The sequence below is a fragment of the Achromobacter sp. 10T422 genome, from assembly GCF_056394065.1.
Map to the genome: position 1 here is coordinate 132081 of NZ_JBFTHD010000006.1, position 21543 is coordinate 153623.

20 protein-coding genes are annotated in these 21543 nt (G+C 65.1%); 12 read left to right on the top strand and 8 right to left on the bottom strand.

Features of this window, described 5'->3' with window-relative positions; all coding sequences use genetic code 11:
* Nucleotides 1–37: 37 nt before the first annotated feature.
* The 3 genes from boxB to AC1DB0_RS17045 all read right to left on the bottom strand — a co-directional run bounded on the left by boxB (nucleotide 38) and on the right by AC1DB0_RS17045 (nucleotide 4236).
* On the bottom strand, nucleotides 38–1465 hold the full coding sequence (gene boxB, locus AC1DB0_RS17035) for a benzoyl-CoA 2,3-epoxidase subunit BoxB (protein WP_175171454.1): 1428 nt from the start codon (nucleotides 1463–1465) through the stop codon (nucleotides 38–40).
* Nucleotides 1466–1485: 20 nt separating this feature from the next.
* A complete protein-coding gene (boxC, locus tag AC1DB0_RS17040; RefSeq protein ID WP_476758017.1) occupies nucleotides 1486–3210 on the bottom strand; it encodes a 2,3-epoxybenzoyl-CoA dihydrolase in 1725 nt (574 codons plus the stop codon).
* Nucleotides 3211–3327: 117 nt separating this feature from the next.
* Nucleotides 3328–4236, bottom strand: a complete 909-nt coding sequence (locus AC1DB0_RS17045; protein ID WP_013395643.1) for a helix-turn-helix transcriptional regulator — start codon at nucleotides 4234–4236, stop codon at nucleotides 3328–3330.
* A 179-nt stretch (nucleotides 4237–4415) separates the two neighbouring features.
* On the opposite strand from AC1DB0_RS17045, the gene AC1DB0_RS17050 reads away from it, so the two are divergent.
* The 8 genes from AC1DB0_RS17050 (at nucleotide 4416) to AC1DB0_RS17085 (ending at nucleotide 12108) form a co-directional block, all read left to right on the top strand.
* Nucleotides 4416–4892, top strand: coding sequence for a DUF4863 family protein (locus AC1DB0_RS17050; RefSeq protein WP_054422486.1), 477 nt, complete (start codon nucleotides 4416–4418; stop codon nucleotides 4890–4892).
* Between the two features lie 72 nt (nucleotides 4893–4964).
* Entirely contained in the window at nucleotides 4965–6584 is a 1620-nt protein-coding gene (locus AC1DB0_RS17055; RefSeq protein WP_476758016.1) for a benzoate-CoA ligase family protein, read from the top strand.
* Between the two features lie 26 nt (nucleotides 6585–6610).
* Nucleotides 6611–7447 carry an alpha/beta fold hydrolase gene (locus AC1DB0_RS17060; RefSeq protein WP_476758055.1) on the top strand — a complete coding sequence of 279 codons (837 nt, stop codon included), beginning with the start codon at nucleotides 6611–6613 and terminating at the stop codon, nucleotides 7445–7447.
* Nucleotides 7448–7497: 50 nt separating this feature from the next.
* Nucleotides 7498–8658 carry an ABC transporter substrate-binding protein gene (locus AC1DB0_RS17065; RefSeq protein WP_391566120.1) on the top strand — a complete coding sequence of 387 codons (1161 nt, stop codon included), beginning with the start codon at nucleotides 7498–7500 and terminating at the stop codon, nucleotides 8656–8658.
* Between the two features lie 25 nt (nucleotides 8659–8683).
* Nucleotides 8684–9565 (top strand): branched-chain amino acid ABC transporter permease, encoded by an 882-nt coding sequence (locus AC1DB0_RS17070; RefSeq protein WP_346550972.1) that lies wholly within the window; start codon nucleotides 8684–8686, stop codon nucleotides 9563–9565.
* A 2-nt stretch (nucleotides 9566–9567) separates the two neighbouring features.
* The gene (locus tag AC1DB0_RS17075) at nucleotides 9568–10632 is read left to right on the top strand and encodes a branched-chain amino acid ABC transporter permease (RefSeq protein WP_476758015.1); all 1065 of its coding nucleotides are present in this window, start codon (nucleotides 9568–9570) and stop codon (nucleotides 10630–10632) included.
* Complete coding sequence (locus AC1DB0_RS17080) at nucleotides 10625–11410, top strand: ABC transporter ATP-binding protein (protein ID WP_175171449.1); 786 nt, start codon at nucleotides 10625–10627, stop codon at nucleotides 11408–11410. Before AC1DB0_RS17075 ends, AC1DB0_RS17080 begins: the two co-directional genes overlap by 8 nt.
* The gene (locus AC1DB0_RS17085) at nucleotides 11398–12108 is read left to right on the top strand and encodes an ABC transporter ATP-binding protein (RefSeq protein ID WP_054422492.1); all 711 of its coding nucleotides are present in this window, start codon (nucleotides 11398–11400) and stop codon (nucleotides 12106–12108) included. Before AC1DB0_RS17080 ends, AC1DB0_RS17085 begins: the two co-directional genes overlap by 13 nt.
* A gap of 15 nt (nucleotides 12109–12123) precedes the next feature.
* Here AC1DB0_RS17085 and AC1DB0_RS17090 read toward each other — a convergent pair whose 3' ends face one another.
* Nucleotides 12124–13683, bottom strand: coding sequence for an acetolactate synthase large subunit (locus AC1DB0_RS17090; RefSeq protein ID WP_054422493.1), 1560 nt, complete (start codon nucleotides 13681–13683; stop codon nucleotides 12124–12126).
* A 201-nt stretch (nucleotides 13684–13884) separates the two neighbouring features.
* Nucleotides 13885–14907: an amino acid ABC transporter substrate-binding protein gene (locus AC1DB0_RS17095; protein WP_054422494.1), complete on the bottom strand. Its 1023-nt coding sequence runs from the start codon at nucleotides 14905–14907 to the stop codon at nucleotides 13885–13887.
* 379 nt (nucleotides 14908–15286) lie between these two features.
* Between AC1DB0_RS17095 and AC1DB0_RS17100 the strand changes: the two genes are divergently transcribed.
* The 4 genes from AC1DB0_RS17100 (at nucleotide 15287) to AC1DB0_RS17115 (ending at nucleotide 18583) form a co-directional block, all read left to right on the top strand.
* Complete coding sequence (locus AC1DB0_RS17100) at nucleotides 15287–16315, top strand: Bug family tripartite tricarboxylate transporter substrate binding protein (protein WP_342067021.1); 1029 nt, start codon at nucleotides 15287–15289, stop codon at nucleotides 16313–16315.
* A gap of 63 nt (nucleotides 16316–16378) precedes the next feature.
* On the top strand, nucleotides 16379–17059 hold the full coding sequence (locus AC1DB0_RS17105) for a 3-oxoacid CoA-transferase subunit A (protein WP_054422496.1): 681 nt from the start codon (nucleotides 16379–16381) through the stop codon (nucleotides 17057–17059).
* A 10-nt stretch (nucleotides 17060–17069) separates the two neighbouring features.
* A complete protein-coding gene (locus AC1DB0_RS17110; protein ID WP_054422497.1) occupies nucleotides 17070–17756 on the top strand; it encodes a 3-oxoacid CoA-transferase subunit B in 687 nt (228 codons plus the stop codon).
* Complete coding sequence (locus tag AC1DB0_RS17115) at nucleotides 17756–18583, top strand: IclR family transcriptional regulator domain-containing protein (RefSeq protein WP_476758014.1); 828 nt, start codon at nucleotides 17756–17758, stop codon at nucleotides 18581–18583. Before AC1DB0_RS17110 ends, AC1DB0_RS17115 begins: the two co-directional genes overlap by 1 nt.
* Before the next feature lie 103 nt (nucleotides 18584–18686).
* Here AC1DB0_RS17115 and AC1DB0_RS17120 read toward each other — a convergent pair whose 3' ends face one another.
* Genes AC1DB0_RS17120 through purE form a run of 3 tightly spaced genes read right to left on the bottom strand, consistent with a single transcriptional unit; the run spans nucleotide 18687 to nucleotide 21472 of the window.
* Nucleotides 18687–19739 carry an L-threonylcarbamoyladenylate synthase gene (locus AC1DB0_RS17120; protein ID WP_342067022.1) on the bottom strand — a complete coding sequence of 351 codons (1053 nt, stop codon included), beginning with the start codon at nucleotides 19737–19739 and terminating at the stop codon, nucleotides 18687–18689.
* A gap of 15 nt (nucleotides 19740–19754) precedes the next feature.
* Nucleotides 19755–20945: a 5-(carboxyamino)imidazole ribonucleotide synthase gene (locus tag AC1DB0_RS17125; RefSeq protein WP_054422500.1), complete on the bottom strand. Its 1191-nt coding sequence runs from the start codon at nucleotides 20943–20945 to the stop codon at nucleotides 19755–19757.
* Nucleotides 20946–20950: 5 nt separating this feature from the next.
* Complete coding sequence (purE, locus tag AC1DB0_RS17130; RefSeq protein ID WP_476758013.1) at nucleotides 20951–21472, bottom strand: 5-(carboxyamino)imidazole ribonucleotide mutase; 522 nt, start codon at nucleotides 21470–21472, stop codon at nucleotides 20951–20953.
* Nucleotides 21473–21543 lie beyond the last annotated feature (71 nt).

A 21543-nucleotide genomic window follows, 5' to 3' on the forward strand; every position in this document is an offset into this window, starting at 1 on the left:
GGCGGGGCGGCGCACAAACGCGCCGCCCCTTCTCGCCTTAGTTGAAACGGACGTAGTCGAAATTCACCGGCTGGCGGTTGATGCCCATGACGGGCGGCGCAATCCAGTTGGCGAACTTGCCGGGTTCTGTCACCCGGCCCATCAGTGACGCGACAAACGCGCGGTCCTCAGGCGTGGGCAGCCATTTGTGGCTGTTGGCCTGCCATTGCGATTCCGACAGGATCTCGCCTTCAGGCGACATGCGTATGCCGGCCAGCGTGCCGATCTGGCGGTTGAACGCCTTGTGCGGCACGTGCAGCCGGAACGGGATGCCGCTCTTTTCAATGACCTTGTTCCAGCGCCCGATGCCCGCCACCGAATCACGGATGAAGTCGTCGCGCAGCACTTCGTTCAACGCGTTCAGCATCGGCACTTCAATCTCGTTCAGCTTGCCGTTGTTCACGGTCAGCACGCGATAGGTGTCGTTCTTCAATTGATGGTCGTCGGTGCGCTTGGATTCTTCGTAGCGCCCCTTCAGGCCCGAGCCGTAGAAGATGGCGGCGTTGGAAGATTGGTCCGCGCCGAACAGGTCGATGGTGACGCTGTAGTGGAAGTTCAAGTAGCGCTGGATGGTGGGCAGGTCGATGACGCCGGCGGCGCGCACGCTTTCCGGGTCGTCGGTCTTCAACTGGTTCATCACTTCGCAGGTGCGCTGGATCACGCGTGAAATGCCCGATTCGCCCACGAACATATGGTGCGCTTCTTCGGTCAGCATGAACTTCGTGGTGCGGGCCAGCGGGTCGAAGCTGGACTCGGCCAACGCGCACAGCTGGAACTTGCCGTCGCGGTCAGTGAAGTACGTGAACATGTAGAAGGCCAGCCAGTCGGGCGTCTTCTCGTTGAAGGCGCCCAGAATGCGCGGGTTGTCGGAATCACCCGAGCTGCGTTGCAGCAGCGCATCGGCCTCTTCGCGGCCATCGCGGCCAAAGTAGCGATGCAGCAGATACACCATGGCCCACAAGTGGCGGCCTTCTTCGACGTTGATCTGGAACAGGTTGCGCAGGTCGTACTGCGACGGCGCGGTCAGGCCCAGATGGCGTTGCTGTTCAATCGACGCGGGTTCGGTGTCGCCCTGCGTGACGATGATGCGGCGCAGGTTGGCGCGGTGTTCACCCGGCACATCCTGCCAAACATCACGCCCCATGTTTTCGCCAAAGTGGATCTTGCGCTGCCCGTCTTGCGGCGCCAGGAAAATGCCCCAGCGGTAGTCGGGCATGCGCACGTGGTTGAAATTCGCCCAGCCATCGGGTTCCACACTGACGGCGGTGCGCAGGTACACATCAAAACCGTGCGAACCGTCGGGGCCCATGTCCTGCCACCATTGCAGGTAATTGGGCTGCCAATGTTCCAGCGCGCGTTGCAACGTGCGGTCGCCAGACAAGTTGACGTTGTTGGGGATCTTATCGGTGTAATTGATTCCAGACATTGTCTCGCTCCTTGTTTTTTTCAGACCCGGTTCCAATCGAACGCGGCTTGCTCGCCCTTGCCGTACAGCTTCAGGGCGCCCTTGTCGCCGGCCGCATTCGGACGGTTGAAGATCCAGTTCTGCCACGCGGTCAGGCGGCCGAAGATGCGGGTTTCCATCGTTTCCTTGCCGCCAAAGCGCAGGTTGGCCTCCAGCCCGGTCAAGGCGTCGGGCGACAAGGCGCGGCGCTCTTCCAGCATCATGCGAACTTCGTCGTCCCAGTCGATGCTGTCGGGCGCGAAGGTCACCAGGCCCAGCTCCAGCGCATCGGCGGCAGACAGCGCTTGCCCGGCGCGCGCGCGCACGGCTTCAAGCGGCGCGGTCTCTTCGTAGAAGCGGCGCTGCAATCGGCTTTGGCCATTCACCAGCGGATACGCGCCGAAGTTGCGTTCGCCCACGACGATCTGTGCGCGCGCGGCGGGGGTTTCCACGTTGTCCTCAACGTCCGCCTCGTTATCCAGCATGTAGCTGCGGTCGGCCGCCAGCGCCAGTTCCAGCAAGGTGCCGACAAAGCAGGAGCCCGGTTCGATCAGCGCGAACAGGCTGCGCGACGTCACATCCAGACGCGCCAGCGTGCGGCGCAGCATGCCAGCGGTTTCGCGCACGAACCAATGGCCGGCATGCCGTTCCAGCGCAGCGTCAGCGGCCAGCACGGCGGCGGGGTCGCCTTCTGTCTTCAGCACCCACGTGCCGATGTCGAGTTCGTTAGTGCGCATGGACAGGATGGCGTCGTCCAGTTCGCGCGCCATGCGCAACGGCCACCAGTTGGCGCCCGCGGCAATAATGTCGGCCAGTTCCGATTCGACCGGCCCAATCGGTGCGCGCACGGTCCAGGTGGCTTGACGTTTATCCCGGTCGAGCTGGATGTCCACGTAGCGGTACGACAGGCTGTTGGCGCCTTCGGTGCGCTCGATGGGGGTCAAGGCAATGCCCGCTTCGTTCGCCTGGCGCGTGCTGCCTTCGGCCAGCGCCAGCGCGCGTTCGCGCACCGCCGCTTCAAAACGCGCAGGCTTGACCACGTCGTCCACCAGCCGCCAGTCCTTGGCCCGTTGGCCGCGCACGCCTTCAACCAGCGTGCAGAAGATGTCGGCGTGGTCGTGGCGCACGCGGCGCTTGTCGGTCACGCGCGTCAGGCCGCCGGTGCCGGGCAAGACGCCCAAGAGCGGCACTTCGGGCAAGGCCACGGACGACGAACGGTCGTCGATCAGCAGGATTTCGTCGCAGGCCAGTGCCAGCTCGTAGCCGCCGCCTGCGCACGCGCCGTTCAGCGCGGCGATGAACTTCAAGCCGCTATGGCGGCTGGAGTCTTCGATGCCGTTGCGGGTTTCGTTGGTGAACTTGCAGAAGTTCACCTTCCAGGCATGCGAGGACAAGCCCAACATGAAGATATTGGCGCCCGAACAGAAGATGCGGTCCTTCATGCTGGTGACGACCACGCTGCGCACTTCCGGGTGTTCGAAGCGAATGCGTTGCAGGGCGTCGTGCAGTTCGATGTCTACGCCCAGGTCGTACGAGTTCAGCTTGAGCTTGTAGCCGGGGCGCAGGCCGCCGTCTTCGGCCACGTCCATGGCCAGCGTGGCGACCGGGCCGTCGAACGTCAGGCGCCAATGGCGGTACTGGTCAGGCTGGGTGCGGAAATCAACCCGGCTGTTGGCCCCATTGGCGTTGACCCCATGGGTGTTGACCCCATTGTTGGTGCTGCTCATCTTGTGTCTCCTCGTACGCCCTGCCTGGACAGGAAAAATACTGCATCACATGAATTATTGTGCAGATTAGTTCAGGCAAAAACGCACGTCAAGCGAGACATGCATAAAAGTGCAGCTTTACAGAGGCAGACCGCAGGCCTTGCGAACTTGGGTGCGCAGGCCGGCAAAGCTCTCCTGCACTTCCAGATTGCTGGTCACCCAGGTGAGATCCGCCTTGGCGTAGAAGGCTTCGCGCCCGGCCAGGATGCGTTTCAAGTCGGCCATGGCCTCGTTGTTGCCCGACATGGGGCGGAAATCGCCCTGCGCCATGACGCGGCCCATGTGCTCTTCGGGCGTGGCGCGCAGCCATACCGTGTAGCAGTGCGCCAGCAACAGGTTCAGCGTGGCGGGTTCGGACACCAGCCCGCCCGGGGTCGCCAGCACCATTTCCGGATAGATCTGCACGGCCTCTTCCAGCGCGCGGCGTTCATAGCGGCGGTAGGCGTTGGGACCATACAGGTTGTGGATTTCCAGGATGCTGCACCCGGCCACGCGTTCGATCTCGCGGTTGAGCTCCACGAACGGGTAGCCCAGATCATCGGCCAGCATCTGGCCCAACGTGGATTTGCCCGCGCCGCGCAGCCCGATCAGCGCCACACGCTGCGTGCGGTTGGGGCGTTGCGCGCCCGCCCCCACGCCGAACAGCTGGGTCAGGGCCTCGCGGGCGCGTTGCAAGTCGGATTCCGTGCGGCCACTGAGCAGCTCGCGGATCAGCAGCCAATCGGGCGATTCGGTGGTGACGTCGCCCACCAGCTCAGCCAGCGCGCAGTTGAACGCACGGGCAATCTGCAACAGCACCAGGATGGACGCGTTGCCCACCCCATGTTCCAGATTGGCCAGATGCCGTTCCGACACGCCCGTGACCTGGGACAGGCCCTTGCGCGTCATGCCGCGTATGGCTCGCAGGCGGCGCACGCGCTCGCCCAATGCCACCAGGAAAGCTTCCCGCCTGGGTTCGGATGGCGCCGCATCTAGCGCTTGATTCATGTTTTGGCTGACTCCGCAAATACCCTGATACGCCTTGTTTTATGCACTATAGTGCTTGACCCAAACCATTGGAAGCACTATTTTTCCTTCCAAGCAGTCCAAAGCCGTCACGGTGCAAAAAAGCAGCATTCAAATTCATGCCGCATCCAAAGCGCCGACAGTGTAAAGGAGGAGTCCCGGTGAGCACGCCAGATCAATTCCATGCCCTGATGCGCGAGGCCACGCGTCTGGTGTCCGGCCAGCCGTTCGATAGCGGCCTTCAAGCCCGCTTGAACCGCGAAGCCGGCCCCGGCAGCCCCCTGTACCAGAACATCTTCGCCGCCTGTAAGCAGGGCGTGGCCGATGGCTGGATGTGCAATCGCGAAGGCGGCGGCATCCGCTACGGCCGCGTCATCAAACCCGCCGACGATCTGGCCGGCTGCTCGGTGGACGTCGTCGACATGAACGACCTGGCCGGCCCCCACCACGCCCACCCCAACGGCGAGATCGATCTGATCATGCCGCTGACCGGCGACGCCCGCTTTGACGGCCACGGCGCCGGCTGGCTCGTCTACGGCCCCGGCAGCGCCCACAGCCCCACGGTCACGCAAGGCCGCGCGCTGGTGCTGTACCTGCTGCCCGGCGGCGCTATCGAATTCACGCGGCCCAGCAGCTAGCCCCGCGCCTTACGGCCAGGCGACAAAAAAAAAAGCCATGGCCCGCCCCCACCAGGACATCAGGAGACAACCGTGAACACCTGCCCCGCCGAACTGAACTTCGCCAGTTATCTGGCCGCGCTGAACGCGCCGCGCGCCGCCAAGCCGGCCTATATCGACGACACGCGTCAGCTGAGCTATGGCGAACTGGCCGAGCGGGTGGCCCGCATGGCGGGCGCGCTGCGCCAATTGGGGCTGCGGCGCGAAGAACGCATCCTGCTGCTGATGCAAGACACGGTGGATTGGCCCATCGTGTTCCTGGGTGCGTTGCATGCGGGCGTGGTGCCGGTCGCCGTGAACACCTTGCTGACGGCCGACGACTACGCCTACATCGTGTCGCACAGCCGCGTACGCGCCGCGTTCGTCTCGGGTGCGTTGCTGCCCGTCTTGCAGACCGCGCTGGCGCAAGCGCCCGGCGATATCGAGCACGTCGTGGTGGCTCAGCCCCTCGCTTCTCAGGCCGTTGCTTCTCAGGCCGTCGCATCACAGCCCGTCGCTTCACAGTCCTCCTCCGCCCTGCCCGTTCGCACCCACGAATTCGATGCCCTGCTGGCCGCCGCCCCCCTTGCCCCTGCCGTGCGCACGCTGGCCGATGAAATTGCGTTCTGGCTGTATTCATCGGGTTCCACCGGCAAGCCCAAGGGCGTCGTCCACACGCACGGCAACCTGTGGCACACGGCCGAACTCTACGCCAAGCCCGTGCTGGGCATCCGCGAAGACGACGTGGTGTTCTCCGCCGCAAAGCTGTTCTTCGCCTACGGCCTGGGCAATGGGCTGACCTTTCCGCTGTCGGTAGGCGCCACCGTCATCCTGATGGGCGAACGGCCCACGCCGCAGGCCGTGTTCCAGCGTCTGACCCGGCACCGCCCCACCGTGTTCTATGGCGTGCCCACGCTGTACGCCAGCATGCTGGCCTCGCCAGATCTGCCGCCACGCGATCAAGTGGCGATGCGCGTGTGCACCTCGGCGGGCGAAGCGTTACCGCGCGATATCGGCGAACGCTTCACGAGGCATTTCGGCTGTGAAATCCTGGACGGCATCGGTTCCACCGAGATGCTGCACATCTTTATTTCTAACCAAACCGGCCAGCTGCGCTACGGCACCACCGGCAAGCCCGTGCCCGGCTACGAAGTGCAGCTGCGCGATGACAACGGCGCACCCGTCGCGGCCGGCGCCATCGGCGACCTCTACATCAAAGGCCCCAGCGCCGCGCTCATGTACTGGAACAACCGCGACAAAACCCGCCAGTGTTTTCTGGGCGACTGGTTAAAGAGCGGCGACAAATACACCTGTGACGCCGACGGCTACTACACCTATGCCGGCCGCAGCGACGACATGATCAAGGTCAGCGGGCAGTACGTGTCGCCGGTGGAAGTTGAGAACATTCTGGTGCAGCACGAAGCCGTACTGGAAGCCGCCGTGATCGGCGTGCCGGACCACGACGGCCTGGTGAAGACGAAGGCCTACGTCGTGCTGCGCCCGGGCTTCGAGCCCGATGCGAATACCGGCGCGGCGCTGCAAAGCTATGTGAAGCAGCATCTGGCGCCGTTCAAGTATCCGCGCCAGATCAACTTCACCGAAGAACTGCCCAAGACCGCCACCGGCAAGATCCAACGCTTCCGCCTGCGTCAACTGGAAGAGTCGACGCTATGAATTCCGCGGCAGACACCTCTGATGTGATGACGCGCACAGACACGTCCGATGTGATGACGCGCACCGACATGGCCGATGTCGTCATCGGCGGCCAGGCGCGCCGACTGGAATGCCTGTGGATTGCGCCCGATCGCGCGCAGGCGCCGTTGCTCGTCTTCCTGCACGAAGGGCTGGGCTCGGTTGCCATGTGGAAGGACTTTCCGGCGCACGTGTGCGAGGCCGCCGGCTGCCGGGGGCTGGTCGTGTCGCGCTATGGCTACGGGCAGTCCACACCACGCCCGCCGCAGGAAAAATGGACGGTGGACTTCATGCACGGCGACGCGCGCGACGGGCTGCCCGCGCTGTTCACCGCACTGGGCATCGACGCGCGGCAAGACAAGCCCGTGCTGTTCGGCCATAGCGACGGCGGATCGATTGCGCTGCTGTACGCGGCCATGCACCCGGATGCCGTCGCCGGCATCGTCGTGGCGGCCCCGCACATCTTTGTTGAAGCGCAGACGGTAGCGAACATCGAGCTTGCGCGGCAGGCCTATCTGAACACTGACCTGCGCAGCCGCCTGGCCCGCTATCACGCCGACGTGGATTCCGCCTTCTGGGGCTGGAACGACATCTGGCTGAACCCTGACTTCCGCCACTGGAACATCGAAGATTATCTGCCCCGCATCGTCTGCCCCGTGCTGGCGATTCAGGGCGTGGACGACGAGTACGGAACGCTTGCGCAGATACGCGGCATACGCCGCCATGCGCCGCAAACCGCACTGCTGGAAATTCCCGGCTGCCGCCATTCGCCGCACCGGGACCAGCCCGCCATTGTTATCCAGGCCGTTGCCGATTTCATCGGCGCGTTGGACAAACCCGGCTGAGCCAGGGCCTATCCGCCCAGACCAGCCCATAACAAGCACGGAGACAAACCATGAACCACGCCCTGACCCGGGCTGCGATTGCCGCAGCCCTGACGCTCGCCGCCAGCGGCGCGCAGGCCGCAGACAAAATCAAAGTCGGCTTCATGCTGCCCTATAGCGGCACCTTCGCCGCGCTTGGCACCGCCATTGAAAACGGCTTCAAGCTGTACGTGGCCGAACAAGGCGGCAAGCTGGGCGGGCGCGAGATCGAATACTTCAAGGTGGATGACGAATCCAACCCCGCCAAGGCCGCCGAAAACGCCAACCGCCTGATCAAGCGCGATCAGGTCGACGTGCTGATCGGCACGGTGCATTCGGGCGTGGCGATGGCGCTGGCCAAGGCCGCGAAAGACAGCGACACCACGCTCATCGTCACCAACGCGGGCGCCAACGCCATCACCGGCCCGTTGTGCGGCCCCGGCATCTTCCGCACGTCGTTCACCAACTGGCAGCCCGCGTACGCCATGGGCCCCGTCGCCTACGCCAAGGGCCACAAGACCGCCGTCACCATCACCTGGAAATACGCGGCGGGCGACGAGGCCATTGGCGGCTTCAAGGAAGGCTTCGAAAAGGCAGGCGGCAAAGTCGTGAAGGAACTGAGCCTGCCGTTTCCGAACGTGGAATTCCAGTCGCTGCTGACCGAGATCGCCGCCACCAAACCCGACATGGTGTTCACCTTCTTTGCCGGCGGCGGCGCAGTGAAGTTCGTGCAGGACTATCACGCGGCGGGCCTGGACAAGACCATTCCGCTCTACGGCTCAGGCTTCCTGACCGACGGCACCTTGCAGGCCCAGGGCGCGTCCGCGCAAGGCTTGTTGACCACGCTGCATTACGCCGACGGCCTGAACACCCCGCGCGACAACGCCTTCCGCGCCGACTACGCCAAGAACTACAACGTGCAGCCTGACGTGTACGCCGTGCAAGGCTATGACGCGGCCCAGCTGATGCAGTCGGGCCTGACCGCCGTGAAGGGCGACTTCGCCAAGAAGGCCGACTTCCGCAGCGCCATGCGCGGCGCCACGGTAGACAGCCCGCGCGGCCCCTTCACGCTGTCGGCGGCGGGCAACCCGGTGCAGGACATTTACCTGCGCCGCGTCGACGGCCTGGAAAACAAGGTGGTGGAAGTTGCCGTGAAGAAGCTGGCTGATCCGGCCCGCGGCTGCAAGCTCTGACACGACGTCCGCCACGGGAGGCCCCATGGACATCAGCATCCTGCTTATTCAAAGCCTGAACGCATTCCAGTACGGCTTGCTGCTGTTCCTGGTGGCCAGCGGCCTCACGCTGATCTTCGGCATCATGGGCATCATCAACCTGGCCCATGGCAGCTTCTACATGATCGGCGCCTACATGGCGTTTGCGCTCGGGCCGGTAGTTGACCGCTGGCTGGGCGGCGGCTTCATCGCCACGCTGGCCGTGTGCGTCGCGCTGGCGGCGGTGCTCGGCTACTTTCTTGAAGCCGCCTTCTTCAGCTATCTGTATCACCGCAACCACTTGCAGCAAGTGCTGATGACGTACGGGCTGATCCTGGTGTTTGAAGAGCTGCGCAGCATCCTCGTCGGCAACGACGTGCACGGCGTGCCGCTGCCGGCGTGGCTGCAAGGCAGCATTTCGCTGGGCGGGGTGATGACGTATCCGGTGTATCGGTTGTTCATCTCGGCCGTGGGCATCGCGGTGGCCTTGCTGCTGTATTGGGTCATCACGCGCACGCGGCTGGGCATGATGCTGCGCGCGGGCGCCAGCAATCGCGAGATGACCGGGTCGCTCGGTATCGACGTCAACAAGCTGTACCGGCTGGTGTTCGCGGCCGGCGTGGCGCTGGCCGCGCTGGCGGGCACCATCGCCGCACCCGTGTCGTCCGTCTACCCGGGCATGGGCAACGGCGTGCTGATCATCTGTTTCGTGGTGGTGGTGATCGGCGGCATCGGCTCGATTCGCGGCGCGTTCCTGGCCGCGATGCTCGTGGGCGTTGTGGAAACCTTCGGACAGGTGCTGTTCCCGTCCGCGGCAGGCGTGCTGGTGTACCTGCTGATGGCCTTCATTCTTCTTTGCAAGCCCGAAGGGCTGTTCAAACAGGGCTAGCCATGCAGAAACTTCTACCCGTTGCAACGCTGCTGGCGCTGGCCGCGTTTGCCTGGAGCGGCAGCGATTACTACACCGGGCTGGCGATCAAGGTCATGATCTACGCCATCTTCGCGCTCAGCTTGCAATTGCTTGTGGGCGGCGCGGGGCTCGTCAGCCTGGGGCACGCCGCCTTCTTCGGCATTGGGGCGTATATGGCGGCATTGTTGTCGCCCGAATCCGAGGCGGCCAGCCTGTGGTGGCTGCTGCCCGCGGCGCTGTTGGCGGCGGCCGCCTATGCCGTGGTGACGGGCGCGCTGGCGCTGCGCACGCGCGGCGTGTACTTCATCATGGTCACGCTGGCCTTTGCGCAAATGGCGTACTACGTCTTCCACGACACCAAAGTCGGCGGCGGCAGCGACGGCATCTATCTGTACTTCCGGCCCGAGCTCGCCTTGGGCGGCTGGATGCCCTTCGATTTAAGCAACGCCACCACGTTCTATTTCTTTGTGCTGGCTTGCCTGGCGCTGACCTGGGGCTTTCTGGCGCTGCTGCGGCGTTCGCCCTTTGGCGCGGCGCTGGCGGGCATTCGCATCAACGAACAGCGCATGCGGGCAGCGGGGTATTCGACGTATCCCTACAAGCTGACGGCCTACGTGGTGGGCGCCACGCTGGCCAGCTTGGCGGGCTTTCTGTTCGCGCTGAAAGACGGCTTTGTCACGCCGGAATTATTGGCTTGGGAGCAATCGGGCCTGGTGTTGCTGATGGTGATTCTGGGCGGCATGGCCAGCCTGGGCGGCGCGGTGATCGGTACGGTGACGCTGGTGCTGATGCAGGAGTTGTTCCAGTCGCAGGCGCTGTTTGGCGACTATGCGCGGCATTGGCATCTGCCCTTGGGGCTGGCCATCATTGCGCTGGTGGCGTTGTTGCCCAACGGCATTGCGGGCCTGCCGGCGCAATGGCGCCAGCGGCATCAGCGTCGGACGTTGCAAAGCCCCGGCGCGCGCGCGACGCCAGCGGCAGCCGCCCCCCTGCCCGCTGCCCCCGCCGCCACCCGCCTGCCCATTCAAGGAGAGCCCCATGTCTGACGTCTTGCTTGCCGCCGCCGATGTCACGCGGCGCTTTGGCGGCCTGACCGCCGTCAACGGCGTATCGCTGGGCTTGGCGCGCGGCCAGGTGCATGCCGTGATCGGCACCAACGGTGCGGGAAAATCCACGCTGATCAACATCCTGTCGGGTGAACTGGCGCCCAGCAGCGGGCACGTGATGCTGGGCGGGCGCGACATCACCGCCTGGCGCCAGCCCGAACGCGCGCGTGCAGGGCTGGGGCGCAGCTATCAACGCTCTACCCTCTTTCCCGAACTTTCTGTGTTCGAAAACTGCCGGCTGGCCGCACAAGCTGGACGGCAGCGCTTCTGGCATTGGTGGCGCGCGGCATCCGATTGCCGGCGCAGCGCGGAATTGGCGCACCATGCGTTGGAACGCACGGGGCTGGCCGACGACGCCACGCGGCTGGCCGGGCTGCTGCCGCATGGCCGCAAGCGCCAATTGGAAATCGCCATGTGCCTGGCGGGCGAACCGCAGGTGCTGCTGCTGGACGAACCCTTGGCCGGCATGGGCCCCGAAGAAACCGACCGCATTCTGGACCTGCTGCAAACCTTGAAAGCGGGCCACGCAATCCTGTTGGTGGAACACGATATGGATGCGGTCTTTCGCATCGCCGAAACCATCACCGTGATGGTCAACGGCACCGCCATCGCCAGCGGCACGCCCGCCGACATCCGCGCCAATGCCGACGTGCGCACCGCCTACCTGGGCGAAGACACCGGCGCGTCCCACGAAGGAGCCGCAGCATGCACGCACTGATCGAAGCAGGCGGACTGCATGTGTACTACGGCGCCAGCCATGTGCTGCGTGGCGTGGACATGCACATCGCGCCGGGTGAATCGGTGGGTCTCGTCGGACGCAATGGCATGGGCAAGACGACGTTGATCCGCAGCCTGATGGGGCAAGTGAAAAGCGCGCAGGGGCAGGTGCGGGTCAGCGGCCGCGATTGCACGCGCGCGCAGCCGCACACGATAGCGCGCATGGGCTTGGCCTACGTGCCAGAGGGGCGCGGCATTTTCCCCAACCTGAATGTGCGCGAAAACCTGCAAGTGGCCGCGCGCCCCGGCGTGCGCGGCGGGCAGGACTGGACGTATGCGCGCGTGCTGGACACGTTTCCGCGCCTGCGTGAACGGCTGGGGCATGGCGGGCAACAGCTGTCGGGCGGCGAGCAACAGATGCTGGCCATCGGCCGCGCGCTGATGACCAACCCCGACCTGCTGATTCTTGACGAAGCCACCGAAGGGCTGGCCCCGCTGATCGTGGCCGAGATCTGGAAGATCATTCGGCAGATTCGCACAACGGGGATGTCCACGCTGATCGTGGACCGCAATTACCGCGCGGTGCTGGAACACACCGACCGCTGCCTGGTAATGGAAAAAGGCGTGATCGTGCAAGATGGCGATAGCGCGTCGCTGGCCCGGCAACCCGAACAGCTGACGCGCTATCTGGGCGTGTAGGGAAACACGCCCGCCTTAGATCACCGCTTCGATCAGGAACGGGCCACGGCGCTTCAGGCCGTCGGCCAGTGCGCGTGCAAAGCCTTCAACCGTATCCACGCTGACCGCCTCCACGCCCATGCCGCGCGCCAGATGCGTCCAGTCCAGATACGGTTCTTCCAGGTCGAGCATGCGGCGCGCGTTGCGGCCCGGTTCCTTCACGCCCACGTTTTTCATTTCGCCGTGCAGCGTGGCATAGGAACGGTTGGCCAGAATCACCGTCAGGCAATTCAGGTTTTCACGCGCCTGCGTCCACAAGGCTTGCAGCGTGTACATGCCGCTGCCGTCCGCCTGCAACGTGATGACCTTGCGGTCGGGGCACGCCACAGCGGCGCCGGTGGCCATGGGCAGGCCAATACCGATGGCGCCGCCCGTCAGCATCAGCCAATCGTGCGGGGCGCTGCTGGCGCTGTAGATCGGGAATTCACGGCCTTGCGTGATGGACTCATCGCACACGATGGCCTGTTCGGGCAAGGTGTGGGCGACCAGAATGTTCACGGCGGCACCCGTCAGCTTGCCGGACGACGGCACTTCATAGGCCGCGGCCGGCGTGGCCAGGCGCGGCGCGTCGGCGGCGATGCCAAGCTCATCCGCCAGCCATTCCAGCGCGTGGGCCAAGTCCTGTTCAGCAGAGGCCAGCACCACCTGGTTGCTGTCCGGCGGGGCCAGCAGGCTGGGCTTGCCGGGGTACGCGAAGAAGCCGACCGGGGCCTTCGCGCCCGCCAGCACCAGATGCTTGACGTCTTTCAGCTTGGCCACGGCCATGTCGATGGGGTACGGCAGGCGGTCAACCGGCGTGCGCGCGCCGCCGCGTTCGATGCGGCGGTTGGACGTTTCCGACATCAGGCGCACGCCGGTGGCGCGCGCGATGCGGCCCGCGGCGTTCAGCGCGCGCTCGCGCAGCGCCGCGCCGCCCAGCATCAGCACGGTGACTTCACCCGAGCGGATGGCGGCGGCGGCCGCGCGCACGGCCTCGGCAGAGGTCTGCGCCAGCGGCGCGTCTTTCACCTGCACGGGCGCGGGGGCAGTGTCAGGCAGATCGGTCCAGGCGGTATCGGCAGGCAGGATCAGCGTGGCGATGTTGCCGGGCGACTGGCGCGCGACCCCGATGGCTTCGGCGGCATCGGCGGAAACGGCGGCGGCCGTCATCGTGCGCTTGACCCAGTGCGACATCGGGCGCGCCACGCCTTCGACGTCGCTCGTCAGCGGGGCGTCGTATTGCACGTGGTACGTCGCGTGGTCGCCCACAATGTTGACCATGGGCGTGCGGGCGCGCTTGGCGTTGTGCAGATTGGCCAGGCCATTGCCCAGGCCGGGGCCCAGATGCAGCAAGGTCGCGGCGGGCTTGTCGGCCATGCGCGCGTAACCGTCGGCCGCGCCCGTCACCACACCTTCGAACAGACCCAGCACGCAACGCATCTTGGGCTTGCGATCCAAGGCCGCGACAAAGTGCATTTCAGACGTGCCGGGGTTGGCAAAGCACACGTCCACATCGTTGGCCAGCAAGGTATCGCAAAGACTGTCAGCGCCGTTCATGATTTTCCCTAGTCGTTTTCAATGGCGATGCGGGCGCATGCGCGCCCGCCTGATATGCATGATAGGTAGCGTATCCGCATCGCGATAGAGCCATTTCAGCTTGCGGACATGGAACCATTCCGCCTGTGTTCCGTCTGCCGGAATCATGCAATAAAAACGGCCCGCGTGGGGCGGGCCGTGGTGGCGGTCAAGGCAGCCCGGTCAGCGGATGGGCCACGGATACATCGCGCCGCCCTTATTCCACAGCGCGTTCGTGCCGCGTTGCAGGCCCAGCTTGCTGTCTTTGCCGACGTTGCGTTCGAACACTTCGCTGTAGTTGCCCACGGCCTTGATGGCGTTATAGGCCCACTTTTCATCCAGGCCCATGTTCTTGCCCGCGCCCGGCGTCACGCCCAGGATGCGCAAGACGTTGGGGTTGTTGCTCTTGAGCATCTCATCCACGTTCTTTTGCGTGATGCCGTATTCCTCGGCTTCCAGCAGCGCAAACAGCGTCCAGCGCACGATGCCCAGCCAGTTCTCGTCGCCCTGGCGCACCATGGGGCCCAGCGGTTCCTTCGAGAAGCGTTCGGGCAGAATTTCGAAGTCGTTCGGGTTGGCGACTTGCGTCGCGCGCACGGCGGCCAGTTGCGAGGCGTCGTCCGTGAAGGCGTCGCAGCGGCCCGACTCAAAGGCGCGGACCACTTCAGTCACCTTGTCGATCACGACGGGTTTGAATTCGATGTTATTGGAACGGAACCAATCGGCCAGATTCAGTTCGGTGGTGGTGCCCGGCTGCACGCAAACCGTGGCGCCGTTCAGTTCCTTGGCGCTTTTGACGCCCAGCTTCTTGTTCACCAGAATGCCCTGGCCGTCATAAAAGCTGGCCGCCACGGCGGACAGGCCCAACGAGGTATCGCGCGTCTGCGTCAGCGTCACGGTGCGCAGCAGCACGTCCACTTCGCCCGATTGCAGCGCGGTGAAGCGTTGCTGAGTCGACAGCGCGGTGCCTTTGAATTTGCTTGCGTCACCGAAGACGGCGGCGGCAACGGCGCGGCAGATGTCCACGTCCATGCCTTCCCATTCGCCCTTGCTGTTGGTGGCCGAGAAACCGGAGACGCCGTCGGTCAGGCCGCACTGCACGAACCCTTTTTTCTTCACCGCATCCAGCGTGGGGCCGGCCACGGCGGCCTGGGACGCGCAAGCCAGGGCCAAGGCACCGGCTGCAAACAAGATAGACCGCTTCATCGCTGCTTCTCCTGAAAGGGATGGCCGGGCGGCTTGTAAGCCGGCGCCGGCTGAAAACCGGGGCCCTGTTTTGCTGGGCCGCTCGCCAGATTAAGCGATGTCCACGGCGTGAACAACGCGATGCGGCCTAGTGAAAACCCGAGGCGTGACAAGTTGGCACGCGCACGGCATTTGTCCGGTGATCGAACTTAATCAGACTGATTCACCTCTTGGTGCGCCGCCTTGCATGCCATACTTTTTTCGCGTCGATGTCCGATATACGGCATGGGCGTCATCCCCGCGCGGCACCGCCGCAACATCTTAAAAAACGCCGAGCGCGCCACAAAAAAAAACCCGGGCGCGCATCGATATTCGGTCGATTCATGGAGGAGACAAATCCATGGCACGTGTAGTCACGCCGCAGCCTCGCCGCCACGCCGCCGCCCCGCGCCGTCTGGCCCTGAAAACCTTGTTGTGGTCCGCGCTGGCGGTAGCCGGCATGGTTGCCGGCCCCACCGGCCCCGCTAATGCGGCCGATGACTGGCCGTCCAAACCCATCAAGATCATCGTGCCGTATACGCCGGGCGGGTCTACCGACATCGTGACCCGCATCGTGATGGAAAAGCTGGGGCCGCGCTTAAAGCAGACGATCATCGTTGAAAACAAACCCGGCGCGAACAGCAGCGTGGGGTCGGCAATGGCCGCCAAGTCGGACCCCGATGGCTACACGTTCCTGTCCATCCTGCCGGCCTACATCATCAACTTCCACCTGTACAAGCTCAACTATGCGCCCGCCGACCTGACGCCGGTGGTGCAGATGGCCGACCTGCCGCTGTTCCTGTTCGTGTCCGAAGACCTGCCCGTGAAAACGGTGGCCGATCTGGTGGCCTATGGCCGCAAGCACCCCGACAAGCTGACCTACGCCTCCAGCGGCAATGGCTCCAGCGCGCACCTGACCGGCGCCGACTTCGCCTTGCAGAACAAGCTCACGATGACGCACGTGGCCTACAAGGGCAGCGCGCCGATCCTGACAGACCTGCTGGGCGGACGCGTCTCCATGGTGTTCGACCCGATCCTGGTGCCGATGCAATACGTGAAGCAGAACCGGCTGAAGGCGCTGGCGTTCACCGGCAAGGAGCGCTGGCCGACCGAACCCGGCATTCCCACCATGGAAGAAGCCGGCATGCCCGGCTTCGTGACGGGCTCGTGGGCCGGTCTGATGGCGCCGGCCGGCACGCCCAAGCCGATCATCGAACGCATGGCGCGCGAGATCAGTGAAATCGTGAAGGAACCCGACGTGAAGCAGAAGTTCGTGGATGCCGGCTTCCTGCCTGTCGGCGGCACGACGGCGCAATTCGCAGAACTGATGAAGACCGACTCGGCACGCTACGCCGAGATCATCAAGCAGGCGGGCATTACCGTGAATTGAACGCGCGGCGGGCGCTGGCGCGGCCGGAATGCCGCAGCAGCGTCGCGCCGCCTCGGAGTCATCATGATCAATAAATTCATCGACACGCCCGACGACGCGGTCGCAGATATCCACGACGGCGCCACGGTGCTGATCAGCGGCTTTGGCGGTGCGGGCATGCCCACCGAACTCATCCACGCCTTGATCGACCAGGGCGCGCGCGAACTCACGGTAGTGAGCAACAACGCCGGCAATCACGAAACGGGGCTGGCCGCGCTGATCAAGGCCGGACGCGTGCGCAAGGTGATCTGCTCGTTTCCCAAGGCGTCGCACTCCTGGGTGTTCGACGACCTTTACCGCCGCGGCGGCATCGAACTGGAATGCGTGCCGCAAGGCACCATTGCCGAACGGCTGCGCGCGGCGGGCGCCGGGCTGGGTGGCTTCTTCACGCCCACCGCCTACGGCACCGAGCTGGCGCAAGGCAAAGAAACCCGCATCATCAACGGCCGCGGCCACGTGTTTGAAACGCCGCTGCATGGTGATTTTGCGCTGGTCAAAGCCGACCAGGGCGACCGCTGGGGCAACCTGACTTATCACAAGAGCGCGCGCAACTTCGGCCCCATCATGTGCATGGCGGCCAAGACCGCCATCGTGCAGGTGCGCGCCAAAGCCGAGCTGGGCGAGCTGCCGCCCGAAGCCATCGTCACGCCGGGCATTTTCGTCAAGCGCATCACCGAGGTGGCCCACGCCGCCTTCTCCAGCTGAAGGAATCCGCATGACTCTTTCCCCGACGTCCCGCCCGCAGACTTCCAGCCCTCGGGCGTATCAACCCCTGACCCGCGAGGCCATGGCGCGCCGCCTGGCCCTGGACATTCCCGATGGCAGCTACGTCAACCTGGGCATCGGCATGCCGGTGCTGGTGGCGGCCCATCTGCCCGATGACCGCGAGATCGTGCTGCACAGCGAAAACGGCATCCTGGGCATGGGCCCGCCGCCTGCTGACGACGCCATCAATCTGGATCTCATCAACGCCGGCAAGCAGCCCGTGACCTTGCTGACCGGCGGCTCGTACTTTCATCACGCGGATTCGTTCGCGATGATGCGCGGCGGCCATCTGGACATCTGCGTAATGGGCGGCATGCAGGTCGCGGCCAATGGCGATTTGGCCAACTGGTCGCTGGCCAAACCCGGCGAAGCGCCGGCCGTGGGCGGCGCGATGGACCTGGCGGTGGGCGCGCGCAGCGTGTTCATCATGATGGAGCACAACAGCAAGAACGGCGATCCGAAGATCGTTGAACGCTGCACCTATCCGCTGACCGGCGCGGGCGTGGTGGACCGCATCTACACGGACCTTGCCGTCATCGACGTCACGCCAGAAGGCCTGGTGGTTCGGGATATGATCGACGGCATGACGCTATCCGAACTGCAATCGCGCACGGGCGCACCGCTGCACGCACGCTGATGCTGCCCAACCTGCCTCCGCCCGGCTACGCCGCGCCGCTGGCCGCGGAGGATCATCCTGATCAGTTCCGTGGCGATCCCGATTACATGCTGACCTTGGCGCGCGGCCTGCACGTGATCCGCGCATTCGGCACGCGCCGCCATCCGCAAACCGCCGCCGAACTGAGCCGGCGCGCCGGGCTGCCGCGTGCGGTGGTGCAGCGCTGCCTGCATACGCTGGTGCTGTTGGGCATTGCCGAGCAACACGGCCGGCTGTTCGTGCTGACGCCACGCATTTTGAGTTTGGGGTACGCGTACTTCTCATCCACGCCGTTCGTGTCGCTGGCCCAGCCCGTGCTGGAAGAGTTAAGCGCCACCGTCAACGAGACCTGCGCGCTGGCCATCATGGAAGGCAATGAAATGCTGTACCTGGCGCGCTCCGAAGTGAACCGCCTGCTGGCCACATCGATGGGGCTGGGCAGCCGCCTGCCCGCATACTGCACGTCAATTGGCCGTGTGCTGCTGGCGCAATTGCCCGAGCCGGCGCTGGCGCGCTACTTCGCCGCGACCGATTTGCAGCCCTATACGGAATTCACGCTGATCACCGAAGCGAAACTGCGCGTGGAACTGGAACGTATCCGCGAGCAGGACTACGCGGTCGTCGACCAGGAATTGGAATTGAATGTGCGGGCGATTTCGGTGCCCGTGCGCTCAGCCAGCGGCAAAGCCTGCGGCGCGGTGAACGTCAGCGTCAAAGCGGCCAGGGTGCCGTTGACGAGATTGACGGATGAATTCTTGCCGCCGTTGCGGCAAGCGGTGGAGAGAATCGGAGAGTTCTTGGTGGCGTGAATGCAGCGGGTGACGCGCGATGCAGGGCTTGCCGTGCGTAACGACAGGGCCACGCGACGATAGGGCCGCGCGACGACAGGTCCGCGCGACATCCAGCCTGCAATCACAAATCCGTCGTATCCAACGTAAACGCAGCGGCCGCGCGGCCGATGCGGTCGTTGACCGCGTGCCATTCGTCTGTTGCCGGCGGCGCTTGCACGATGATGCGCGCATAACCCTGTTTGTCCAGATCGCGCAGCAGGCCGTACAAGGCTTGCGCATAACGCGCCGGGTCCGCAAGCACGGCATGCCATTGCAAGCGCGGGTCCAACGATGCAGGCTTGTCCCCATACGCCACCACCACCACCTTGCCTGCCGGCAGGTTGCGGCCCTGGGTCACGTCTTGCAGGCGCGCATCGGAGGCCAGCTCCAGCGGTGTGCGCGGCGCGTAGTGCGCTTTCAGCGTGCCGGATGCGCGCGGTGCGGCGGCGTCCGGGGCAAACACCTGCACGCCCAACACCGCTTCGATTTGCGCCGCGCTGATGTGACCCGGGCGCAGCAGCACGGGGCCGGCGCCGCGATCCAGGCGCGACAGATCCAGAATGGTGGATTCGATACCCACTTCCGATGCGCCGCCTTCCAGCACGGGCATGCCGGCAGCCACTTCGTCAGGGAATTCGCTCTTCACGTGCTCGGCCCGCGTGGGTGACACCTGGCCAAACTTGTTGGCGGATGGCGCAGCCACGCCGCCCTGCCCGTTCGGCTTGCCGGCAGCAAACGCCGCCAGCAGCGCCTGCGCCACCGGATGCGATGGGCAGCGGATGCCGATGCTGTCTTGCCCGCCGCTTACCGTGTCAACGATATGCGGCGCGCGCTTCAGAATCAGCGTCAACGGACCGGGCCAGAACGCGTCGATCAGCAGACGCGCCTCGGGCGGCACTTGCGACGCCCAATACGACACATCGCCATCAGGCGCGATGTGCACGATGACGGGATGGTTCGACGGGCGGCCCTTGGCCGCGTAGATCTTCGCCACCGCCTGCGGGCTTTCCGCATCCGCACCCAGACCGTAGACGGTCTCGGTGGGAAAGGCGGCCAGCTCGCCGTCCAGCAAGCGTTGGGCGGCGCGGGCAATCTCCGCGGCGTTGGCGGACTCGGGCGGGGGCAAGGAAGACATCAGGATCGTCGCGGGTTACTCGGGGGCTTGCATGCCCAGCGCGGCCGCCACGCGGGCGGCATCGCTACGGGCTTGTTCCAGCGTGGGCGCCACGATGGTGATGTGGCCCATCTTGCGGCCACGGCGCGCCTCGCGCTTGCCGTACAGATGCAGCTTGGCCGTGGGCACCGCCAGCGCGGCGGCCCAATCGGGTTCGCGCTGCGTGGTGGCGGACTCGGACGCATACCAGATGTCGCCCAGGATGTTCAGCATGACGGCCGGCGCCATCAACGCGGCGCTGCCCAGCGGCAAGCCGGCCATGGCGCGCGCCTGTTGCTCGAACTGGCTGGTGACGCAGGCGTTCATCGTGTAGTGGCCGCTGTTGTGCGGACGCGGCGCGATCTCGTTGACGATCAGGCTGCCGTCCTTCAGCACGAAGAATTCCACGCACATCACGCCGTGGTAACCCAGGCCTTGCGCGATGGCTTTTGCCGCATCGGTGGCGCGGGCCTGCCGTTCTGCATGGGCCGCGTCCGATTCCACGGGCGCCGCGGTGGACACCGCCAGGATGCCATCGCGGTGCACGTTGCGCGCAACGGGAAACACCACCGTCGCACCATCAAAACCGCGTGCAATCACGACCGAGATTTCATAATCCAGCGGCATCAGCGCTTCCAGCACGCACGCCACGCCGCCGAACTCAGCAAACGCCGCCAGCGCTTCGTCACGCGTGTTGATGCGGGCCTGGCCCTTGCCGTCGTAACCCAGACGGGCCACTTTCAGAATGCCGGGAAACAGCGCGTCGGATGCGGCGCGCACATCGGCTTCGCTGCGGATGGCGGCGTGCGGCGCAACGGGAATGCCTTGCGAAGCAATGAAGGTTTTTTCGGCGATGCGATCCTGCACGATGGCCACGGCGTCAGCGGCCGGGCTCACGCGGCAGCGCGTGGCCAGCGTGCGCAAGCTGTCGGCAGGCACGTTCTCGAATTCGGTGGTGACGGCTTGACAGGTCTGCGCCAGCCGGGCCAGGCCGGCTTCGTCATCGTAGGCGGCCTGAATGTGCAGGTCGGCCACCATGCCGGCGGGGCATTCGTCGGCCGGGTCCAGCACCGCAACCTTGTAGCCCAGGCTTTGCGCCGCGTGGCAGAACATGCGGCCCAGTTGGCCGCCGCCCAGCAAACCCAGCCAGCCGCCGGGAGCAATCATGAAGGAAGTCGATTGAGTCATACGGATCAGGCCTCGGGCGGAACCTTCATGTCGCGCGCGGCTTGCGTCTGGCGCGCGCGGAAGGCCACCAGCTTCTTGTGCAAACCGGCATCGGTGCCCGCCAGCGTAGCGATCAGGTGCAGCGCGGCGTTGGCCGCGCCCGCTTCGCCGATGGCGAAGGTGGCCACCGGCACGCCCTTGGGCATCTGCACGATGGACAAGAGCGAGTCTTCGCCACGCAGGTATTTGGAAGGCACCGGCACGCCGAACACCGGCACTTCGGTCAGCGCCGCCATCATGCCCGGCAAGTGGGCCGCGCCACCGGCGCCGGCGATGATGCCGCGCAGGCCGCGGTCGTGGGCCGCAGCGCCGTACTCGGCCATGTCCTGCGGCATGCGGTGCGCGGAAATCACGCGCGCCTCGAAGGCCACGCCGAAGTCCTCAAGCATGGTGACCGCGTGCTTCATGACCTCCCAATCGCTGGAAGATCCCATAATCACGCCCACCACGGGGGTGGCCTCTGCCGCTGCGGAAGTCTTGGCTGTCATAACCGGTGTCAAAGAGGTAAGACCGCGGAAACCCGCCCGCGGAATGTCAAAGGACCGCGGAACGTGTCCGC